At 70.4% G+C, this 18987-nt stretch carries 17 protein-coding genes; 16 read left to right on the plus strand and 1 reads right to left on the minus strand.

Features of this window, described 5'->3' with window-relative positions; translation table 11 throughout:
- Positions 1-286: 286 nt before the first annotated feature.
- The 6 genes from DEJ47_RS27675 to ftsH all read left to right on the plus strand — a co-directional run bounded on the left by DEJ47_RS27675 (position 287) and on the right by ftsH (position 10036).
- Positions 287-1759, plus strand: coding sequence for a hypothetical protein (locus DEJ47_RS27675; RefSeq protein WP_150172688.1), 1473 nt, complete (start codon positions 287-289; stop codon positions 1757-1759).
- A 267-nt stretch (positions 1760-2026) separates the two neighbouring features.
- Complete coding sequence (locus tag DEJ47_RS27680) at positions 2027-3394, plus strand: ammonium transporter (RefSeq protein ID WP_150172690.1); 1368 nt, start codon at positions 2027-2029, stop codon at positions 3392-3394.
- Positions 3391-3729: a P-II family nitrogen regulator gene (locus tag DEJ47_RS27685; RefSeq protein WP_150172692.1), complete on the plus strand. Its 339-nt coding sequence runs from the start codon at positions 3391-3393 to the stop codon at positions 3727-3729. The genes DEJ47_RS27680 and DEJ47_RS27685 overlap by 4 nt, the downstream gene beginning before the upstream one ends.
- Positions 3730-3800: 71 nt before the next feature.
- Complete coding sequence (locus DEJ47_RS27690; protein ID WP_190415593.1) at positions 3801-6284, plus strand: [protein-PII] uridylyltransferase; 2484 nt, start codon at positions 3801-3803, stop codon at positions 6282-6284.
- 145 nt (positions 6285-6429) lie between these two features.
- A complete protein-coding gene (gene ffh / locus DEJ47_RS27695; protein WP_150172696.1) occupies positions 6430-7983 on the plus strand; it encodes a signal recognition particle protein in 1554 nt (517 codons plus the stop codon).
- A 118-nt stretch (positions 7984-8101) separates the two neighbouring features.
- Positions 8102-10036: an ATP-dependent zinc metalloprotease FtsH gene (ftsH, locus tag DEJ47_RS27700; protein WP_150172698.1), complete on the plus strand. Its 1935-nt coding sequence runs from the start codon at positions 8102-8104 to the stop codon at positions 10034-10036.
- A gap of 13 nt (positions 10037-10049) precedes the next feature.
- Here ftsH and DEJ47_RS27705 read toward each other — a convergent pair whose 3' ends face one another.
- Entirely contained in the window at positions 10050-10910 is an 861-nt protein-coding gene (locus DEJ47_RS27705; protein WP_150172700.1) for an SAM-dependent methyltransferase, read from the minus strand.
- A 216-nt stretch (positions 10911-11126) separates the two neighbouring features.
- On the opposite strand from DEJ47_RS27705, the gene proS reads away from it, so the two are divergent.
- The 10 genes from proS (at position 11127) to lepB (DEJ47_RS27755) (ending at position 18944) form a co-directional block, all read left to right on the plus strand.
- On the plus strand, positions 11127-12557 hold the full coding sequence (proS, locus tag DEJ47_RS27710; protein ID WP_150172702.1) for a proline--tRNA ligase: 1431 nt from the start codon (positions 11127-11129) through the stop codon (positions 12555-12557).
- A gap of 261 nt (positions 12558-12818) precedes the next feature.
- Positions 12819-13415, plus strand: coding sequence for a hypothetical protein (locus DEJ47_RS27715; protein WP_150172704.1), 597 nt, complete (start codon positions 12819-12821; stop codon positions 13413-13415).
- 190 nt (positions 13416-13605) lie between these two features.
- Positions 13606-14043: a 30S ribosomal protein S16 gene (gene rpsP, locus DEJ47_RS27720; RefSeq protein ID WP_150172706.1), complete on the plus strand. Its 438-nt coding sequence runs from the start codon at positions 13606-13608 to the stop codon at positions 14041-14043.
- 2 nt (positions 14044-14045) lie between these two features.
- Positions 14046-14285, plus strand: coding sequence for an RNA-binding protein (locus DEJ47_RS27725; RefSeq protein WP_014176063.1), 240 nt, complete (start codon positions 14046-14048; stop codon positions 14283-14285).
- Positions 14286-14396: 111 nt separating this feature from the next.
- A complete protein-coding gene (gene rimM, locus DEJ47_RS27730) occupies positions 14397-14939 on the plus strand; it encodes a ribosome maturation factor RimM (RefSeq protein ID WP_150172708.1) in 543 nt (180 codons plus the stop codon).
- The gene (trmD, locus tag DEJ47_RS27735; RefSeq protein WP_150172710.1) at positions 14939-15760 is read left to right on the plus strand and encodes a tRNA (guanosine(37)-N1)-methyltransferase TrmD; all 822 of its coding nucleotides are present in this window, start codon (positions 14939-14941) and stop codon (positions 15758-15760) included. The genes rimM and trmD overlap by 1 nt, the downstream gene beginning before the upstream one ends.
- Positions 15761-15891: 131 nt before the next feature.
- On the plus strand, positions 15892-16242 hold the full coding sequence (gene rplS, locus DEJ47_RS27740; protein ID WP_150172712.1) for a 50S ribosomal protein L19: 351 nt from the start codon (positions 15892-15894) through the stop codon (positions 16240-16242).
- A gap of 45 nt (positions 16243-16287) precedes the next feature.
- Entirely contained in the window at positions 16288-17010 is a 723-nt protein-coding gene (gene lepB / locus DEJ47_RS27745; RefSeq protein WP_150172714.1) for a signal peptidase I, read from the plus strand.
- Complete coding sequence (gene lepB, locus DEJ47_RS27750) at positions 17003-18085, plus strand: signal peptidase I (RefSeq protein ID WP_150172716.1); 1083 nt, start codon at positions 17003-17005, stop codon at positions 18083-18085. Before lepB (DEJ47_RS27745) ends, lepB (DEJ47_RS27750) begins: the two co-directional genes overlap by 8 nt.
- On the plus strand, positions 17970-18944 hold the full coding sequence (lepB, locus tag DEJ47_RS27755) for a signal peptidase I (RefSeq protein WP_150172718.1): 975 nt from the start codon (positions 17970-17972) through the stop codon (positions 18942-18944). The genes lepB (DEJ47_RS27750) and lepB (DEJ47_RS27755) overlap by 116 nt, the downstream gene beginning before the upstream one ends.
- Positions 18945-18987 lie beyond the last annotated feature (43 nt).

Raw genomic sequence — 18987 nt, forward strand, 5'->3', positions numbered from 1 at the left:
ACTTTCATCCGTCCTATGTCAAGTGAATCGCTTGTGGGGGCAAGGGAGTTCATTCGAAGGGGTGGCGAATGGTGGCGTTTCCGCGAAGGCCCTCGCCGGACCGGTGATCGTAGGATTACTTTCGGTGCACGGCCCTGGAAGTTCGAGCACTCGTGGGTATGCCGGAGGCAAGTCGGTTTCCTGTTCGACGGGTGACATTCTCCGGACGGACAGCGGCGAGTGGCGGCATTCTGTTAGGGCTAGCCGTGTACAGCGCGCAGATGTCTTGAGGGATGGGGGCGTTCCAGTGAGCGGCAATGGCGGAGGCGGCGCGAACGCGGAGAAGCGCCCCAACGAGATGCTCACGTCGTGGTTCGTGCGCAGCGGTTGGTCCAAGGGTGAGCTGGCCCGGCAAGTCAACCGGCGGGCACGCCAGTTGGGTGCACATCACATTTCCACGGACACCTCGCGGGTGCGCCGCTGGCTGGACGGCGAGAATCCGCGCGAGCCGATTCCCCGCATCCTTTCCGAGCTGTTCTCCGAACGGTTCGGCTGTGTCGTCGCCGTCGAGGACCTGGGCCTGCGCGCGGCGCACCGCACACCGGCGTCCTCCGGGGTCGACCTGCCCTGGACCGGACCGCAGACGGTCGCGCTCATCAGCGAGTTCTCGCGCAGCGACCTGATGCTCGCGCGCCGAGGTTTCCTCGGCACCTCGCTCGCGCTCTCCGCTGGCCCCGCCCTCATCGAGCCCATGCAGCGCTGGCTGGTGCCCTCGCCTGCGACGCCGCGCGACGACCCCGAACCCGCCGCGTCGCGCCGCCCGGCGCGGCTCTCCAAGCCGGAACTGGACCTGCTCGAGTCCACGACGGTGATGTTCCGCCAGTGGGACGCCCAGTGCGGGGGAGGGCTCCGGCGCAAGGCCGTCGTCGGGCAGCTGCACGAGGTGACGGACCTGCTGCAGGAGCCCCAGCCCGAGGCGACCTCCAAGCGCCTCTTCAAGGTCGCGGCCGAACTGGCCGAACTCGCGGGCTGGATGAGCTATGACGTGGGGCTCCAGCCCACCGCCCAGAAGTACTTCGTCCTCGCCCTGCACGCCGCGAAGGAAGCGGGCGAGAAGCCTCTCGGGTCGTACATCTTGTCGAGCATGAGCCGCCAGATGATCCACCTCAACCGGCCGGACGACGCGCTCGAACTCATCCACCTCGCGCAGTACGGAAGCCGGGACTGCGCCGGGCCGCGCACCCAGGCCATGCTGTATGCGATGGAGGCCAGGGCGTACGCGAGCATGGGCCAGCCCGGCAAGTGCAAGCGCGCCGTCAGGATGGCCGAGGACACCTTCGCCGACGCCGAGGACTTCGGCGAGCCCGAGCCGGACTGGATCCGCTTCTTCTCCGAGGCCGAGCTGAACGGCGAGAACGCCCACTCGTTCCGCGACCTGGCGTACGTGGCGGGCCGCAGCCCCACGTACGCCTCGCTGGCCGAACCGGTCATGGACCGCGCCGTGGAACTCTTCGAGAAGGACCTCGAACACCAGCGTTCGTACGCACTGAACCTCATCGGCAAAGCAACCGTCCACCTGCTCCAACGCGAGCCCGAGCAGAGCACGGTCCTCGCCGGGCAGGCGCTCGGCATCGCCAAGAAAGTGCGCTCGGAGCGGGTCAACACCCGCCTGCGCAAGACCGTCGACACCGCCGTGCGGGACTTCGGGGACGTCGCCGAAGTCGTCGAGCTCACCGAACGGCTCGCCATCGAGATGCCGGAGACCGTGGAGGCGGTCTGACGTCCGGCACGACCTGCCCCGGCCGCGGCAGGACCATCCCTTACAGCCCGACTCGGCTCCCCCATGCCAGGTCAGCCGGATGGCCGCCGCGGCCGGTTCCAGTACCGCGCACACGGGTGCGTCGCGCACCCCGCGCGACCCGCGAGTTCATGGGCATGTAACACGCGCGACCTCTTCGTCACTGCGGCGAAACACCGAGGGGCCCCCGCCGAAACGGCGCTCGGCCAGTCTCTGGCGCACAACCGGCCCCACAGCGAGGAGACGCCGATGCCCCCAGGCATCACGATCGCCGCAGACGCCCCCGAGCTGTCTGCCGCCAACACAGGCTTCATGCTCATCTGCTCCGCCCTGGTGATGCTCATGACACCCGGCCTGGCCTTCTTCTACGGAGGCATGGTCCGCGTCAAAAGCACCCTCAACATGCTGATGATGAGCTTCATCAGCCTGGGCATCGTCACCATCCTCTGGGTGCTGTACGGCTTCTCCGTCGCGTTCGGCACCGACCACGGCAGCCTCTTCGGCTGGGAGGGCGACTACGTAGGACTCAGCGGACTCGGCATCAACCAGCTCTGGGACGGCTACACCATCCCGGTCTACGTCTTCGCCGTCTTCCAGCTGATGTTCGCCGTCATCACCCCCGCGCTGATCAGCGGTGCCCTCGCGGACCGCGTGAAGTTCACGGCGTGGGCGCTGTTCGTCGCCCTGTGGGCCACCATCGTGTACTTCCCCGTCGCGCACTGGGTGTGGGGCACCGGCGGCTGGGCCTTCGAGCTCGGCGTCATCGACTTCGCGGGCGGCACCGCCGTCCACATCAACGCGGGAGCCGCCGCCCTCGGCGTCATCCTCGTCATCGGCAAGCGCGTCGGCTTCAAGAAGGACCCGATGCGCCCGCACTCCCTGCCGCTCGTGATGCTCGGCGCGGCCCTGCTGTGGTTCGGCTGGTTCGGCTTCAACGCCGGCTCGTGGCTCGGCAACGACGACGGTGTCGGCGCGCTCATGTTCGTCAACACACAGGTCGCGACCGCCGCCGCCATGCTCGCCTGGCTCATCTACGAGAAGCTCCGCCACGGCGCATGCACCACCCTCGGCGCCGCGTCCGGCGCCGTCGCGGGCCTCGTCGCCATCACCCCGGCGGGCGGCTCCTGCTCGCCGCTCGGCGCCATCGCCATCGGCGCCATCGCGGGCGTGCTGTGCGCCATGGCGGTCGGGCTCAAGTTCCGGTTCGGGTACGACGACTCCCTCGACGTCGTCGGGGTCCACCTGGTCGGCGGCATCGCGGGATCGATCCTCGTCGGCTTCTTCGCCACCGGCGGCGGACAGTCGAAGGCGCAGGGCCTGTTCTACGGAGGCGGCCTCGACCAGCTGTGGAAGCAGCTCGCGGGCGTCGGAGCGGTGCTCGCGTACTCCCTGATCGCCTCCGCGGTCCTCGCCCTCCTCATCGACAAGACCATCGGCATGCGGGTCTCCGAGGACGACGAGGTCGCGGGCATCGACCAGGTCGAGCACGCCGAGACCGCGTACGACTTCAGCGGGGCGGGCGGCGGCCGGGCCCCGCGGACGACGGTCCCGGCGCCCGGCGAGGACGGCGCGCAGACAACGGCTCAGGTTCAGCGGAACAAGAAGGTGGACGCATGAAGCTCATCACCGCGGTCGTCAAGCCGCACCGGCTCGACGAGATCAAGGAGGCGCTGCAGGCCTTCGGTGTGCACGGCCTGACCGTCACCGAGGCCAGCGGCTACGGACGACAGCGCGGCCACACGGAGGTCTACCGGGGCGCCGAGTACACCGTCGACCTCGTACCGAAGATCCGCATCGAGGTCCTCGTCGACGACGACGACGCCGAGCAGCTCATCGAGGTCGTGGTGAAGGCCGCCCGCACCGGCAAGATCGGCGACGGCAAGGTCTGGAGCGTCCCGGTCGACACGGCGGTGCGGGTGCGGACCGGGGAGCGCGGACCCGACGCGCTCTGAGCCGAGCTGCGCAAGGGGGGCAGGACGGGACGACTGAGCAGGACTGAGCGGGACCGAACGGGAGCTGCCGGGTGACGAGTATGGACGTACGGACCGAAGCGGAAACGGAAGACTCCGGCCCCAGCGGCTACGCGGCGGCCCGGCTGCGGCTCCTCCACGAGGAGTCGCGGTCCGGGCCGCCGCGCCGTGGCGCCCTCGCCGACCTGACGGACGACTGGCTCGCCGGCCTCTTCCGGGGAGGGCCATCGGGCACCCCGAACCCGAAAGGCGCCGCGCTCATCGCGGTGGGCGGCTACGGACGGGGTGAACTGTCGCCGCGCAGCGACCTGGACCTCCTCCTGCTGCACGACGGGAGCGCCGACTCCAAGGAGCTCGCCGCGCTCGCCGACCGCCTCTGGTACCCCGTATGGGACCTGGGGATCGCCCTCGACCACTCCGTGCGCACCCCCGCACAGGCGCGGAAGACCGCGGGCGAGGACCTCAAGGCGCACCTCGGACTGCTCGACGCCCGGCACATCGCGGGGGACCTCGGCATGACCACCGCGCTGCGCACCGCCGTCCTCGCCGACTGGCGCAACCAGGCCCCCAAACGCCTGCCCGAACTCCGCGAGCTCTGCGACGAACGGGCCGAACGCCACGGCGAGTTGAGCCACCTGCTCGAACCCGACCTCAAGGAGGCGCGGGGCGGACTGCGCGACGCCACCGCGCTGCGCGCCGTCGCCGCGTCCTGGCTCGCCGACGCGCCCCGCGAAGGCCTCGACGAGGCCCGCCGACGCCTCCTCGACGTACGCGACGCACTGCACCTGGCGACCGGCCGCGCCACCGACCGGCTCGCCCTCCAGGAACAGGACCAGGTCGCCGACGGGCTCGGCCTCCTCGACGCGGACACCCTGCTGCGCCAGGTGTACGAGGCCGCACGCGTCGTCGCCTACGCGGGCGACGTCACCTGGCGCGAGGTCGGGCGCGTGCTGCGGGCACGGGCCGGACGCCCCCGGCTGCGGGCGATGCTCGGCGGCAGGAGCGGCGGCCGGACGGCGGTCGCCGAGCGGTCGCCGCTCGCCGAGGGGGTCGTGGAGCAGGACGGGGAAGCCGTGCTCGCCCGTGCGGCGCGCCCCGAACGGGACGCGGTGCTGCCGCTGCGCGCCGCGGCGGCGGCCGCGCAGGCGGGTCTCCCGCTCTCCCTGCACGCCGTGCGCCACCTCGCCGCCACGGCACGGCCCCTCACCACGCCGTGGCCGGCCGAGGCACGCGAGCAACTCGTGACGCTGCTCGGGGCGGGCCGGCCGACCGTGCAGGTGTGGGAGGCGTTGGAGGCCGAAGGACTCATCACCCGGCTCCTGCCCGACTGGGAGCGGGTCCGGTGCCGTCCGCAGCGCAACGCCGTCCACACCTGGACGGTCGACCGGCACCTGGTCGAGACGGCGGTGCGGGCCTCCGCGCTCACGCGCCGGGTCGGACGGCCCGACCTGCTGCTCGTGGCCGCGCTGCTGCACGACATCGGGAAGGGGTGGCCGGGCGACCACTCCACGGCCGGGGAGACCATCGCCCGGGACGTCACGGCACGGATCGGCTTCGACGCCGCTGACGTGGCGGTCGTCGCGCGCCTGGTCCGGCACCACCTGCTGCTCGTGGAGACCGCCACGCGCCGGGACCTCGACGACCCCGCGACGGTACGCGGCGTCGCCGAGGCGGTCGGCTCCGTCGGCACGCTGGAGCTGCTGCACGCCCTCACCGAGGCGGACGCGCTGGCCACCGGGCCCGCGGCCTGGTCGACGTGGCGCGGGGCGCTCGTCGCCGATCTGGTGAAGCGGGTGGCGGCGGTGCTGTCCGGGGAGACGCCCGAGGAACGGACCGCGCAGGACGCGGCGCCTACGGCGGAACAGGAGCGGCTCGCGGTGGAGGCGTACCGAACGGGCGGTCCGGTGCTCTCGATGCGGGCGGACTCGGGAATTCCGGCTGAGGACGGGCCGGAGCCGCTCGGGGTGGAGCTGGTCGTCGCGGTCCCGGAACGGCCGGGGGTGCTGTCCTCGGTCGCCGGGGTGCTCGCCCTGCACCGGCTCGCCGTGCGGACCGCGGAGCTCGGGTCGGTGACGCTGCCGTCCGACATCGGGTCCGGTGCGGGGGGCTCGGTGCTGTTGCTGAGCTGGCGGGTGGCGGCGGAGTACGGCTCGATGCCGCAGGCGGCGCGGTTGCGGGCGGATCTGGTGCGGGTGCTCGACGGTTCGCTGGACGTCGAGGCCCGCCTCGCCGAGCGGGAGGCGGCCTACCCGCGCCGCAGGGGCACGGTGGCGCCTCCGGCGCGGGTGACGGTGGCTCCGGCTGCGTCGCGTCTCGCCACGGTGATCGAGGTGCGGGCCCAGGACGCCCCGGGCCTGCTGCACCGGATCGGGCGGGCCCTCGAAGCGGCAGGGGTGGCGGTGCGCAGCGCCCACGTGTCGACCCTGGGGGCGAACGCGGTGGACGCGTTCTATGTGACGGGAGCGGACGGGGCGCCGCTGGCGGGGGAGACGGCGGCGGGGGTGGCCCGGGAGGTGGAGGGGGTGCTGCGGGGATAGGGGGTGGCGCGGGTGGTGTCCCGGGCCGGACGCGGAGCGTACGGCGTTCGGGAAGTCCCGCCCGCCGCCCCGGGCACCCGCCCGGGACAGATACTCTGGAAGGCGACCTGTCCCCCTTTCCCCGACCCGAGGATTCGCGACCGCCGTGTTCGATACTCTCTCCGACCGCCTCGCAGCGACATTCAAGAACCTCCGGGGCAAGGGCCGCCTGTCCGAGGCGGACATCGACGCCACGGCGCGCGAGATCCGCATCGCCCTGCTCGAGGCGGACGTGGCCCTGCCCGTCGTCCGCGCCTTCATCAAGCAGGTCAAGGAGCGCGCGGCCGGCGCCGAGGTCTCCCAGGCCCTCAACCCCGCCCAGCAGGTCATCAAGATCGTCAACGAGGAGCTCATCGGCATCCTCGGTGGCGAGACGCGCCGCCTCCGGTTCGCCAAGACCGCGCCGACCGTCATCATGCTGGCGGGTCTGCAGGGTGCCGGTAAGACGACCCTCGCCGGAAAGCTCGGTCTCTGGCTGAAGGGGCAGGGCCACTCGCCGCTCCTCGTGGCGTGCGACCTGCAGCGTCCCAACGCCGTCAACCAGCTGGGCGTGGTCGCCGAGCGCGCGGGCGTCGGGGTGTACGCCCCGCAGCCGGGCAACGGCGTGGGCGACCCGGTGCAGGTCGCCAAGGACTCCATCGAGTTCGCGCGGACGAAGCAGTACGACGTCGTGATCGTCGACACCGCGGGCCGCCTCGGCATCGACCAGGAGCTGATGCAGCAGGCCGCGGACATCCGCGATGCCGTCAGCCCGGACGAGGTCCTCTTCGTCGTCGACGCGATGATCGGTCAGGACGCGGTCAACACGGCCGAGGCGTTCCGTGACGGCGTCGGCTTCGACGGCGTCGTGCTGTCCAAGCTCGACGGTGACGCCCGCGGTGGTGCCGCGCTCTCCATCGCGCAGGTCACGGGCCGCCAGATCATGTTCGCCTCGAACGGCGAGAAGCTGGACGACTTCGACGCGTTCCACCCGGACCGCATGGCGTCCCGCATCCTCGGCATGGGCGACATGCTCACGCTGATCGAGAAGGCCGAGCAGACCTTCTCGCAGCAGGAGGCCGAGAAGATGGCCTCCAAGCTGGCGTCCAAGAAGGGCCAGGACTTCACCCTGGACGACTTCCTGGCCCAGATGGAGCAGGTCAGGAAGATGGGCAGCATCAGCAAGCTGCTCGGGATGATGCCCGGCATGGGGCAGATCAAGGACCAGATCAACAACCTCGACGAGCGCGACGTCGACCGCACGGCCGCGATCATCAAGTCGATGACGCCCGCCGAGCGTCAGGAGCCGACGATCATCAACGGCTCGCGTCGAGCCCGTATCGCCAAGGGTTCCGGTGTCGACGTCAGCGCGGTCAAGAACCTCGTCGAGCGGTTCTTCGAGGCGCGGAAGATGATGTCCCGCATGGCCCAGGGCGGCGGCATGCCGGGTATGCCCGGGATGCCGGGCATGGGTGGCGGCCCCGGCAAGCAGAAGAAGAAGCAGAAGCAGGCGAAGGGCAAGCGCAAGTCGGGCAACCCGATGAAGCGCAAGCAGGAGGAGCAGGAGGCCGCCGCGCGCCGCGAGGCCGCGAACCAGGCGGGTGCCGCCTTCGGGATGCCGGGCGCGCAGCCGGGCAAGGACTTCGAGCTGCCGGACGAGTTCAAGAAGTTCATGGGCTGACGTGGCGGTACGTGCGTTCCGTACGTACGCGCGCATGAGGGCGTTCCCGGTCGCCGGGGGCGCCCTCATGCGTTTTCGAGCAGGTGCTGGCCCGTTGTTTGTGTCGTAACGTCCGGATATGAGCAACCCCGTGCCGCCGGACCGGGCGCCCGACAAGCCGTGGCGCTCCGAGGGCGCGCCCTCGCCCGACCCCGCGCCGCCGCCGAAGAAGAAGATGCCGGGCGGCTGGGGCGGTCTCGTCCTGACGGCCCTGATCGTCTACCTCATCGCCAACCTCGTGCTCTCCTTCTTCAACGACGGCGACGAGCCGACCATCTCGTACACGGAGTTCAGCAAGCAGGTCGACTCCGGCAACGTCACGAAGATCTACTCCAAGGGCGACGCGATCCAGGGGCAGCTCAAGAAGGAGCAGCCGAGGCCGGACGGCGACAAGGGGAAGTACACCAAGTTCACCACCCAGCGGCCCGCCTTCGCCGACGACAAGCTCTGGGACGACCTGACCGAACACAAGGTCACCGTCACCGCCGAGCCCGTCGTGCAGGAACGCAGTTTCCTCTCCAACCTCCTCATCTCGCTCGCGCCGATGCTCCTGCTCGTCGTGCTGTGGATCTTCATCGCGCGGCGGATGAGCGCCGGCATGGGCGGCGGTGGCGGCATGCTCGGCCGCAAGACGCCGCCCAAGCCCGTCGAGCTGGAGCCCGGGGCGAAACGGACCACCTTCGAGGACGTGGCGGGCATCGACGAGGTCGAGGGCGAACTCAACGACGTCGTCGACTTCCTGAAGAATCCCGGGGCCTACCGCGCCATGGGCGCCAAGATGCCGCGCGGTGTGCTCCTCGCGGGCCCGCCCGGCACCGGCAAGACCCTCCTCGCGCGCGCCGTCGCCGGCGAGGCGGGCGTGCCCTTCTTCTCGGCCTCCGCCTCCGAGTTCATCGAGATGATCGTCGGCGTCGGCGCCTCGCGCGTACGGGAACTCTTCACCGAGGCCCGCAAGGTCGCGCCGTCCATCATCTTCATCGACGAGATCGACACCATCGGACGCGCCAGGGGCGGCGGCAGCGGCATGGGCGGCCACGACGAGCGCGAACAGACGCTCAACCAGATCCTCACCGAGATGGACGGCTTCTCGGGCGCGGAAGGAGTGATCGTGCTCGCCGCCACCAACCGGGCCGACATCCTCGACCCCGCTCTCACCAGGCCGGGGCGGTTCGACCGGGTCGTCAACGTGTCACCGCCCGACCGCGGTGGACGCGAGGCCATCCTCAGGATCCACACCCGTCCCATCCCGCTCGCCGACGACGTCGACCTCGCCCAGGTCGCCCGTACGACACCGGGCATGACCGGCGCCGAACTCGCCAACCTGGCCAACGAAGCGGCCCTCATCGCCGTCAAGCGCAAGCAGCGCACGGTCACGCAGTCCGACCTCTCCGAAGCCATGGAGAAGGTGCAGCTCGGCGCCGAACGGCCGCTGGTGATGCCCGAGGACGAGCGCAGGCGCACGGCCTACCACGAGAGCGGACACGCCCTGCTCGGCATGCTCCAGCCCGGCGCCGACCCCGTCCGCAAGATCACCATCGTGCCGCGCGGGCGCGCGCTGGGCGTGACCCTCTCGACCCCGGACTCCGACAAATACGCCTACACGGAGGAGTACCTCCGGGGACGCATCATCGGCGCCCTGGGAGGCATGGCCGCCGAACACGTCGTCTACGGAGTGGTCACCACCGGCGCCGAGAACGACCTGGAGCAGGTCACCAACATCGCCCGCGGCATGGTCGCCCGCTGGGGCATGAGCGAACGCGTCGGCCGCCTCTCCGCCCTGCCGAACGACGCCCAGCAGGCGTACGGCCTCGCGGCCGCCCCGCAGACCCTCGACACGATCGACGGCGAGATGCGCCGCATCGTGGACGAGTGTTACGAAAGCGCTTGCCGCCAACTGCGCGACCACCGCGACCAATTGGACGCCCTGTCCGCCGCGCTCCTCGAGAACGAGACGCTGGAGGAAGCCGAGGCGTACCGGATCGCCGGCATCACGCGGCTGACCAAGGGCAGCTGACGTACCGCCCCCGTCACGGAGTACGTGCGATCAAGTACCGGAAGACGTTCGGCATCCACACCGTCCCGTCCGCGCGCCGATGCGGATGCAGTGCCTCCGTCAGCTCCTTGTCGACCTGCGCCTGATCCGTCGCCCGCGCCGCCGCGTCGAACAGTCCCGTCGAGAGCAGCCCGCGTGCCGCGCTCTCCACGTCCGCGTACCCGAAGGGGCACGCGACCCGGCCCGACCCGTCCGGCTTCAGGCCCGCCCGTTCCGCGACCATCTCCAGGTCGTCGCGGAGCGCGGGGCGCCAGCTGCCCGCGCTCCGGAGCGGGTCCGCGAGCTTCGTCGCCACCTTCAGGACGGACGAGGTCGCGCAACGCTCCGGCGGGCCCCAGCCGGCGAGCACCACCGGAGTGCCGTGCCCGGCCAACGGCGTCGCCGCCTCCAGGAGGTCGGAAAGCCCTTCGGAGTCGCCCGCCCTACAGCCGATCGGCTGGAAGGCCGTGACGAGGTTGTACGTGGGCAGGCCCGGGTCCGCCGCGTCCGCGGGACCGCCTTCCACCAGCCGGGCGGCGGCACGCGCGCGTGCGTCACCCGTCGAGTCCGGCAGCAGACGTTCACGCGCGAGAGCAAGACGTTCGGGCTGCGAGGGGTCGACCCCGGTGACCGCGGCACCCCGTGAGGCCGCCATCAGCAGAGCCAGTCCGGAACCGCAGCCGAGGCCGAGGAGCCGGGTGCCGTTCCCCACGTCGAGCCGTTCGTACACCGCTTCGTAGAGCGGGACCAGCATCCGTTCCTGGATCTCCGCCCAGTCACGCGCGCGTGCACCCAGGTCCACACGGGGCGCCGCGCCCGCGTGGGGAAGGTGCGACTGCACGAGTGTTGGTGTCATCGAATGCGCCCCAATCAGCCGAGAGTTAGTGCCGTGACGTAATCCAACGGTTCGTCCGCCCCCGTGCAGTGCGCTCGCACTCCCCCCGTATGCCAGAGAACTCCGCATCCGTCGTGGAGTCCAGAGGTTGTGGGCCAATGCTTGCGTTCCACCGTTGTGCGCCCCCCTGCGACAACCACGCGCACTCTCCGCAGGCCCGCCCCTACCATGCGCGCCATGGCCAAGACACCCGTGCTCACGCCCCAGGCGGACGACTTCCCGCGCTGGTACCAGGACCTGATCAACAAGGCCGAACTGGCCGACAACGGCCCGGTGCGCGGCACCATGGTGATCCGACCGTACGGCTACGGGCTGTGGGAACGTATGCAGCGGGAGATGGACGCCCGCATCAAGGAGACGGGCGCGCAGAACGCGTACTTCCCCCTCCTCATCCCGCAGTCGTATCTCACCAGGGAGGCCGAGCACGTCGAAGGCTTCGCCCCGGAGCTCGCCGTCGTCACGCACGGCGGCGGCAAGGAACTGGAGGAGCCGGTCGTCGTCCGCCCCACGTCGGAGACGATCGTCAACGAGTACTTCTCCAAGTGGGTGCAGAGCTACCGCGACCTGCCCCTGCTGATCAACCAGTGGGCCAACGTGGTCCGCTGGGAGATGCGCCCCCGCCTGTTCCTGCGGACGTCGGAGTTCCTCTGGCAGGAGGGCCACACCGCCCACGCGACGTACGAGGAAGCCCGCGACTTCGCCGCCCGCATCCACCGCCACGTCTACGGGGACTTCATGCGCGACGTCCTCGCCATGGACTTCGTCCTGGGCCGCAAGACCGCCAAGGAGCGCTTCGCCGGGGCCATCAACACCCTCACCCTCGAAGGCATGATGGGCGACGGCAAAGCCCTCCAGCTCGGCACCAGCCACGAGCTCGGCCAGAACTTCGCCGAGGCCTTCGACACCCGCTACCTCGCCAAGGACGGCACGCGGGAGCTCGTCTGGCAGACCTCCTGGGGCAGCACGACCCGCATGATCGGCGCGCTGGCGATGATGCACGGCGACGACGACGGGCTGCGCGTACCGCCCCGGCTCGCCCCCGTCCAGGTCGTCGTCCTCGCCATCAAGGGTGATGACGCCGTGCTCGCCAAGGTCCACGAGATCGGCGGCGCCCTGCGGGCCGCGGGCATCCGCGTTCAGGTCGACGACCGCACGGACACCCCCTTCGGCAGGCGCGCCGTGGACTGGGAGCTCAAGGGGGTCCCCGTGCGCGTCGAGGTCGGCCCGCGGGACCTGGCGAGCGGCACCGTCATGCTGGTCCGCCGCATCCTGGGCAAGCACAGCCCCGGCGGCAAGGAGCCGGTCCCCGTCGACGCCCTCGCCACCCTGCTGCCCACGGTCCTCGAAGAGGACCAGGCGCTGCTCCTGACGCAGGCCCGCGCTCGCCGCGAGTCCCGCACCTCGGACGTCCGCACGGTCGACGAGGCCGTGGAGGCGACGGCCGCCGGCGGCTGGGCACGCGTCCCGTGGGCCGCCCTCGGCGAAGAAGGCGAGGCCAGGCTGGCCGAGCACTCCGTGACCGTACGGTGTCTGGTCACGGAGGACGGGGCGGTGCCGCACGCCGAGGAGACCCCGGGTAACGTCGCTCTCGTGGCCCGCTCCTACTGAGGAGGGCGCCTCCGGTACGCCCGCGCTCGATCTCGGCTCGCACGCCCGCCCAGGCATCACGAGCCCCGGCGCGAGGACTCGATCTACGCGCCGGGGCGTACGCGCCGCTACGTACCGGCTTGGTGCGAGCTGTGAGGCTTCTCCGCAGATCAGCGCACCCGCCCTCGTCCGGACGCATCAACGGCAACTGACGGGTACGTGCAAATTATTTGGGATGCCCCGGAATGGAACCCCCGGGGCTCCCGGCTCGTTGTTCACGACGTGAGCACGACACCACCTGTTCTCGCCGCAGAGCTGGCACAGGCGTGGGCCGACATTCAGCGGCACCACCCCGAGCTGCCCGACCTTGCCGCGCCCGAATCCCTGATCGGAGAGTCGTCGTCCGCCTGTGGCGCCGAGCTCTCTTTCGAGCGACTGCTTCACGAGGCAGTCCATGGCATCGCCGCCTCGCGCGGTGTACGCGACACCTCACGTGCCGGCCGATATCACAACCGCAGATTCCTCGCGATCGCCGAGGAGCTGGGTCTGGACCACCCGGAGGAGCCACATCCCAGCAGCGGCTTCTCACTGGTCACGCTCAACCCGGAGGCGAAGAAGCGCTATCGCCCGACGATCGAGCGGCTCCAGCGAGCCCTGAAGGCGCACACCGCGGCGACGACGGCGGACACCGCGCGCAGCTTCCGGGGGCCGGCCGCACGGCACGGCTCCTCCGGCGGAGGCGTGCGCGTCAAGGCCGTCTGCGACTGCGGGCGCAACGTCCGCGTCGTGCCCTCCGTGCTCGCCCAGGCGCCGATCATGTGCGGCGGCTGCGGCAAGCCGTTCCGGATCCCGGAAGGGGTCGCGGTGGGTGTGGGCTGAGCTGGACCGGGGCGCCCGGTCCGGGTGCGGGCGCCCCGCCGACGTATGGCACAATGGCTAGCTGTACTCGACAGTCGCACAGGACCCCTCTCTCCTCCGGCTGACGCGTCCATCGGGCACTCGAGTACCGCAACCCCACGCGGCATCCACGTTGTGCCCACCCACGTCAAGACCAGGAGACACCACTCCCGTGGCAGTCAAGATCAAGCTGAAGCGTCTGGGCAAGATCCGTTCGCCTCACTACCGCATCGTCGTCGCCGACTCCCGTACCCGCCGTGACGGCCGGGCCATCGAGGAGATCGGTCTGTACCACCCGGTGCAGAACCCGTCGCGCATCGAGGTCAACTCGGAGCGTGCCCAGTACTGGCTGTCCGTCGGCGCCCAGCCGACCGAGCCGGTCATGGCCATCCTGAAGCTCACCGGTGACTGGCAGAAGCACAAGGGCCTGCCGGCCCCGGCGCCGCTGAAGGTCGCCGAGCCCAAGGACAAGCGCGCCGCGTTCGAGGCCTTCACCAAGGGTCTCGAGGGCGACGACGCCAAGGGCGAGGCCATCACGCAGAAGGCCAAGAAGTCGGACAAGAAGGCGGACGAGGCTGACGCCGCGTCCACCGAGTCCACCGAGGCCTGAGCATGCTCGAGGAGGCTCTCGAGCACCTCGTGAAGGGCATCGTCGACAACCCCGACGACGTGCAGGTCGCCTCGCGCAACCTGCGCCGCGGGCGCGTCCTCGAGGTCAGGGTTCACCCCGACGACCTCGGCAAGGTGATCGGCCGCAACGGCCGCACCGCGCGCGCTCTGCGCACCGTCGTGGGCGCGATCGGCGGCCGTGGTGTCCGCGTCGACCTCGTCGACGTGGACCAGGTTCGCTGAACCGGGTTCCCAGGACCGATGGGTTCGTAGAACCACAGCAGCACCGGCTCGGGCCGGGGAGGGCTCCAGGGCCATCCCCGGCCCGTAGTCGTTGGATGAGGAGAAACGCTAGTGCAGTTGGTAGTCGCCCGTATCGGCCGTGCCCACGGCATCAAGGGTGAGGTCACCGTCGAGGTCCGCACCGACGAGCCGGAGCTGCGGCTCGGCCCCGGCGCCGTGCTCGCCACCGACCCCGCCGCCACGGGGCCGCTGACCATCGAGTCCGGCCGGGTGCACAGTGGCCGACTGATCCTGCGCTTCGAGGGCGTGCGCGACCGCACGGGCGCCGAGGCGCTGCGCAACACCCTCCTCATCGCCGAGGTGGACCCCGAAGAGCTCCCCGAGGAAGAGGGCGAGTTCTACGACCACCAGCTCATGGACCTCGACGTCGTCACCGAGGACGGCGAGGAGGTCGGCCGGATCACCGAGATCTCGCACCTGCCCTCGCAGGACCTCTTCATCGTGGAGCGGCCCGACGGCAGCGAGGTCATGATCCCCTTCGTCCAGGAGATCGTCGTCGAGATCGACCTGGAGGAGCAGAAGGCCGTCATCGCCCCGCCGCCCGGCCTGATCGACGACCGCGCGGAGATCGCCTCCACCCGGGACGAGGCGTAATGCGGCTCGACGTCGTCACGATCTTCCCCGAGTACCTGGACCCCCTGAACGTCTCCCTCGTGGGCAAGGCACGCGCGCGTGGGCAGCTCGACGTCCAGGTGCACGACCTCAGGGAGTGGACGTACGACCGGCACAACACGGTCGACGACACCCCCTACGGCGGCGGCCCCGGCATGGTCATGAAGACCGACCCCTGGGGCGCGGCCCTCGACGACGTGCTCGCCGACGGGTACGAGAACGGGGCCCACGGGCCCGTCCTGGTCGTCCCCACGCCCAGCGGCCGCCCCTTCACCCAGGAACTCGCCGTCGAGCTCTCCGAGCGCCCCTGGCTGGTCTTCACGCCCGCACGCTACGAAGGCATCGACCGCCGCGTCACGGACGAGTACGCGACCCGCATGCCCGTCTACGAGGTCTCCATCGGCGACTACGTCCTCGCGGGCGGGGAAGCCGCCGTCCTGGTCATCACCGAGGCCGTGGCCCGGCTCCTGCCCGGCGTCCTCGGCAATGCCGAATCCCACCAGGACGACTCCTTCGCCCCCGGAGCCATGGCCAACCTCCTGGAGGGCCCGGTGTACACCAAGCCTCCCCAGTGGCGCGGCCACGGCATCCCCGACGTCCTCCTCAGCGGACACCACGGCAAGATCGCCCGCTGGCGGCGGGACGAGGCGCTCCGGCGCACGACCCGCAACAGGCCCGATCTCATCGAGCGTTGCGACCCCGGGGCCTTCGACAAGAAGGACCGCGAGATGCTCTCGATCCTGGGGTGGCGGCCGGGGCCTGACGGCCGATTTGGGCGTAACCCCGAGGCCGTGGAAGAATAGAACGCTGCTGTACGTCCAGCGTGCGCCCCTGCCACAGGGGGAACGACGCCCGCCCGACGCGATCAGCTACCGAAACCTCATCACCACGTTCCGCTGATGACCTGTGGCATCAGTGAAGAAAGCAGACGATCATGGCTAACCTGCTCGACTCCGTCGACAGCGCGTCGCTGCGCAGCGACATCCCGGCCTTCCGCCCGGGTGACACCGTCAACGTCCACGTCCGCGTCATCGAGGGCAACCGCTCCCGTGTGCAGCAGTTCAAGGGCGTAGTCATCCGCCGCCAGGGTGCCGGCGTGCGCGAGACCTTCACGGTCCGCAAGGTCTCCTTCTCCGTCGGCGTCGAGCGCACCTTCCCGGTGCACACCCCGATCGTCGAGAAGATCGAGCTCATCACCCGCGGTGACGTGCGTCGCGCGAAGCTGTACTACCTCCGTGACCTGCGCGGCAAGGCCGCGAAGATCAAGGAGAAGCGCGAGAGCTGAGCTCCCGCGCGGGTCCACAGCGGGGCCGGATAGCATCTGGCCCCGATGGACACCGAAGCACAGCACACGGAGCGCGACCGCTCCTCCCCACCCTCCGAGCCCGGAGACGTCACGGACGTCGCCGAAGCATCCGAGGAGACGGAGGAACGGTCGCGCTCCGTTTTTGCGTCCCTCGTCGACCGCGTGCCCGGCGGCGGGCTCACGCTGTCGTTCCTGCTGTGCGTGGGTGCCCTGCTCCTGCTCAGCGCCTTCGTGGTGCAGCCCTTCCAGATCCCGAGCGGCTCCATGGAGCCCGCGTTCCGCTCCGGGGACCGGGTACTCGTCAACAAGTTGGCGTACCGTTTCGGTTCCGGGCCACAGCGGGGTGACGCGGTGGTCTTCGACGGAAGCGGCTACTTCGGAGAAGCCGACTACATCAAGCGCGTCGTGGGCACCGGGGGAGACCGGGTGGTCTGCTGCGACAAACGGGGGAGGGTCCAGGTGAACGGCGAGCCGGTCGACGAGCCGTACCTGTACCCCGGCGACACCGCCTCCAAGGTGCCCTTCGACGTCGTCGTACCCGAGGGCAGCCTCTTCCTCCTCGGCGATCACCGCAGTGACTCCCGTGACTCCCGCGACCACCTCGGAGAGCCCGGCGGCGGCATGATCCCCGTCGACGCGGTCATCGGCAGGGCCGACTGGATCGCCTGGCCCGTCGGCCGCTGGACGTCCCTGGAGCGCCCCGACAGCTACGCGCGCGTGCCCGCACCCGGAGGCGCCCATGGGTAGCCGCGGACGCGCCCGCGCCGGCCACGCCGTCGACACCCGGCTGCCCACGGGATCCCGGCCGACCGACGGCCCCGCCCTGCCCGGCCGTGCAGAGCGGCGCAAGCTCGCGAAGAAGGTCAAGCGACGCAGGCGACGTTCGGCGATCAAGGAGATACCCCTTCTCATAGGGGTGGCGCTGCTCATAGCCCTCGTCCTGAAGACCTTCCTGGTGCAGGCCTTCGTGATTCCGTCGGGCTCCATGGAGCAGACGATCCGGATCGGCGACCGCGTCCTCGTCGACAAACTCACCCCCTGGTTCGGATCGAAGCCGGAGCGCGGCGACGTCGTCGTCTTCAAGGACCCCGGCAGCTGGCTCGAAGAGGAACAGGGCAAGAAGAAGGACGACCCCGTGGTCGTCAAGCAGGTCAAGGAAGGGCTGACCCAGATCGGCCTGCTGCCGTCCGACAGCGAACGCGACCTCATCAAGCGGGTCATCGGCGTCGGCGGCGACACCGTGAAGTGCTGCGACAAGAACGACAAGGTCACCGTCAACGGCGTGCCCTTGGACGAGCCCTACATCAACCCCGGTGACAAGCCCTCCGCCTTCGAGTTCGAGGTGAAGGTCCCCGAAGGCCGCCTCTTCATGATGGGCGACCACAGGAGCGACTCGGCCGACTCCCGCTTCCACCGCACCGAGAAGTTCAGCGGCACGATCGCCGAGGACCAGGTCGTCGGACGCGCCATGGTCATCGCGTGGCCCTTCGGACACTGGCGCAAGCTCGAGGCACCGGACACCTATGCGTCAGTTCCCGACGCGCGTGCGGGATCGGACATCGCCACAGGAGCGTCGCATAGGCTGACCCCTGACGATCGATACGGATTGATCCGGCTCCCGACCCCTGCGGAACTCCCGCTCGTTATGGGAGTGGTGGGCCTGCATCGCATATGGGGCAGGCGGCGGCACGGACTGAGGAGTGGATGTGGGGGATTTGGCGGTCGGCGCACGATCCGGACACGAGGGGCCCGAAGATCGGCCGGTACGATCCGACGAGCCGGGCGTCGACCCCGTCGCGGACGGTACGACCCCCGGGAATGACGCCGTGGGCGACGACGGCGACGGTGGCGCGACGCGCGAGCAGGATCCCGAGCAGCCCAAGAAGAAGCCCCGCTCCTTCTGGAAGGAGCTGCCGCTCCTCATCGGTATCGCCCTGGTCTTGGCGCTGCTCATCAAGACGTTCCTGGTCCAGGCGTTCTCGATTCCGTCGGACTCGATGCAGAACACGCTGCAGCAGGGCGACCGCGTCCTCGTCGACAAGCTGACGCCATGGTTCGGCTCCGAGCCCGAGCGCGGCGAAGTCGTCGTCTTCAGGGACCCCGGCCACTGGCTGGACGGCGAGCCCACGCCCGATCCGAACGCGATCCAGCGGGTCCTCGGCTGGGTCGGTCTGATGCCGTCCGCCGACGAGAAGGACCTCATCAAGCGCGTCATCGGCGTCGAGGGCGACACGGTGGAGTGCAAGGGCACGGGTCCGGTGAAGGTCAACGGCAAGGCGCTGAACGAGCCGTACGTCTTCGCGGGCAACACCCCGTGCAGCGTCGACGACCAGGGCGGCCAGTTCAAGATCAAGGTTCCCAAGGGCAAAATCTGGGTCATGGGTGACCACCGGCAGAACTCGCTGGACTCCCGGTACCACCAGAAGCAGCCGGGCGGCGGCGCCGTCCCGGTGGACAACGTCGTGGGCCGCGCCATCGTGATCGCCTGGCCGCCCACCCGCTGGGCGACGCTGCCCAAGCCGGACACCTTCGACCAGCCGGGCATCAACGCGCTCTCCGGCGCGGCTCCGGGCGTCCTCGGACTCGCGGGTGCCGTGCCGCTCGTACTGTGGCGCAGGCGCCGTCTCACGGTGACCGCCGCGCGCGCCGCGAGGGTTTCTGGCGGCAGTACCGCCGGGTAGGGTGCCGTCCCAGATCGCCGATCTTCCGCCGCCCGTACGCACG

Origin of the sequence: Streptomyces venezuelae, from assembly GCF_008642355.1 — a bacterium.
Lineage (GTDB): Bacteria > Actinomycetota > Actinomycetes > Streptomycetales > Streptomycetaceae > Streptomyces > Streptomyces venezuelae_B.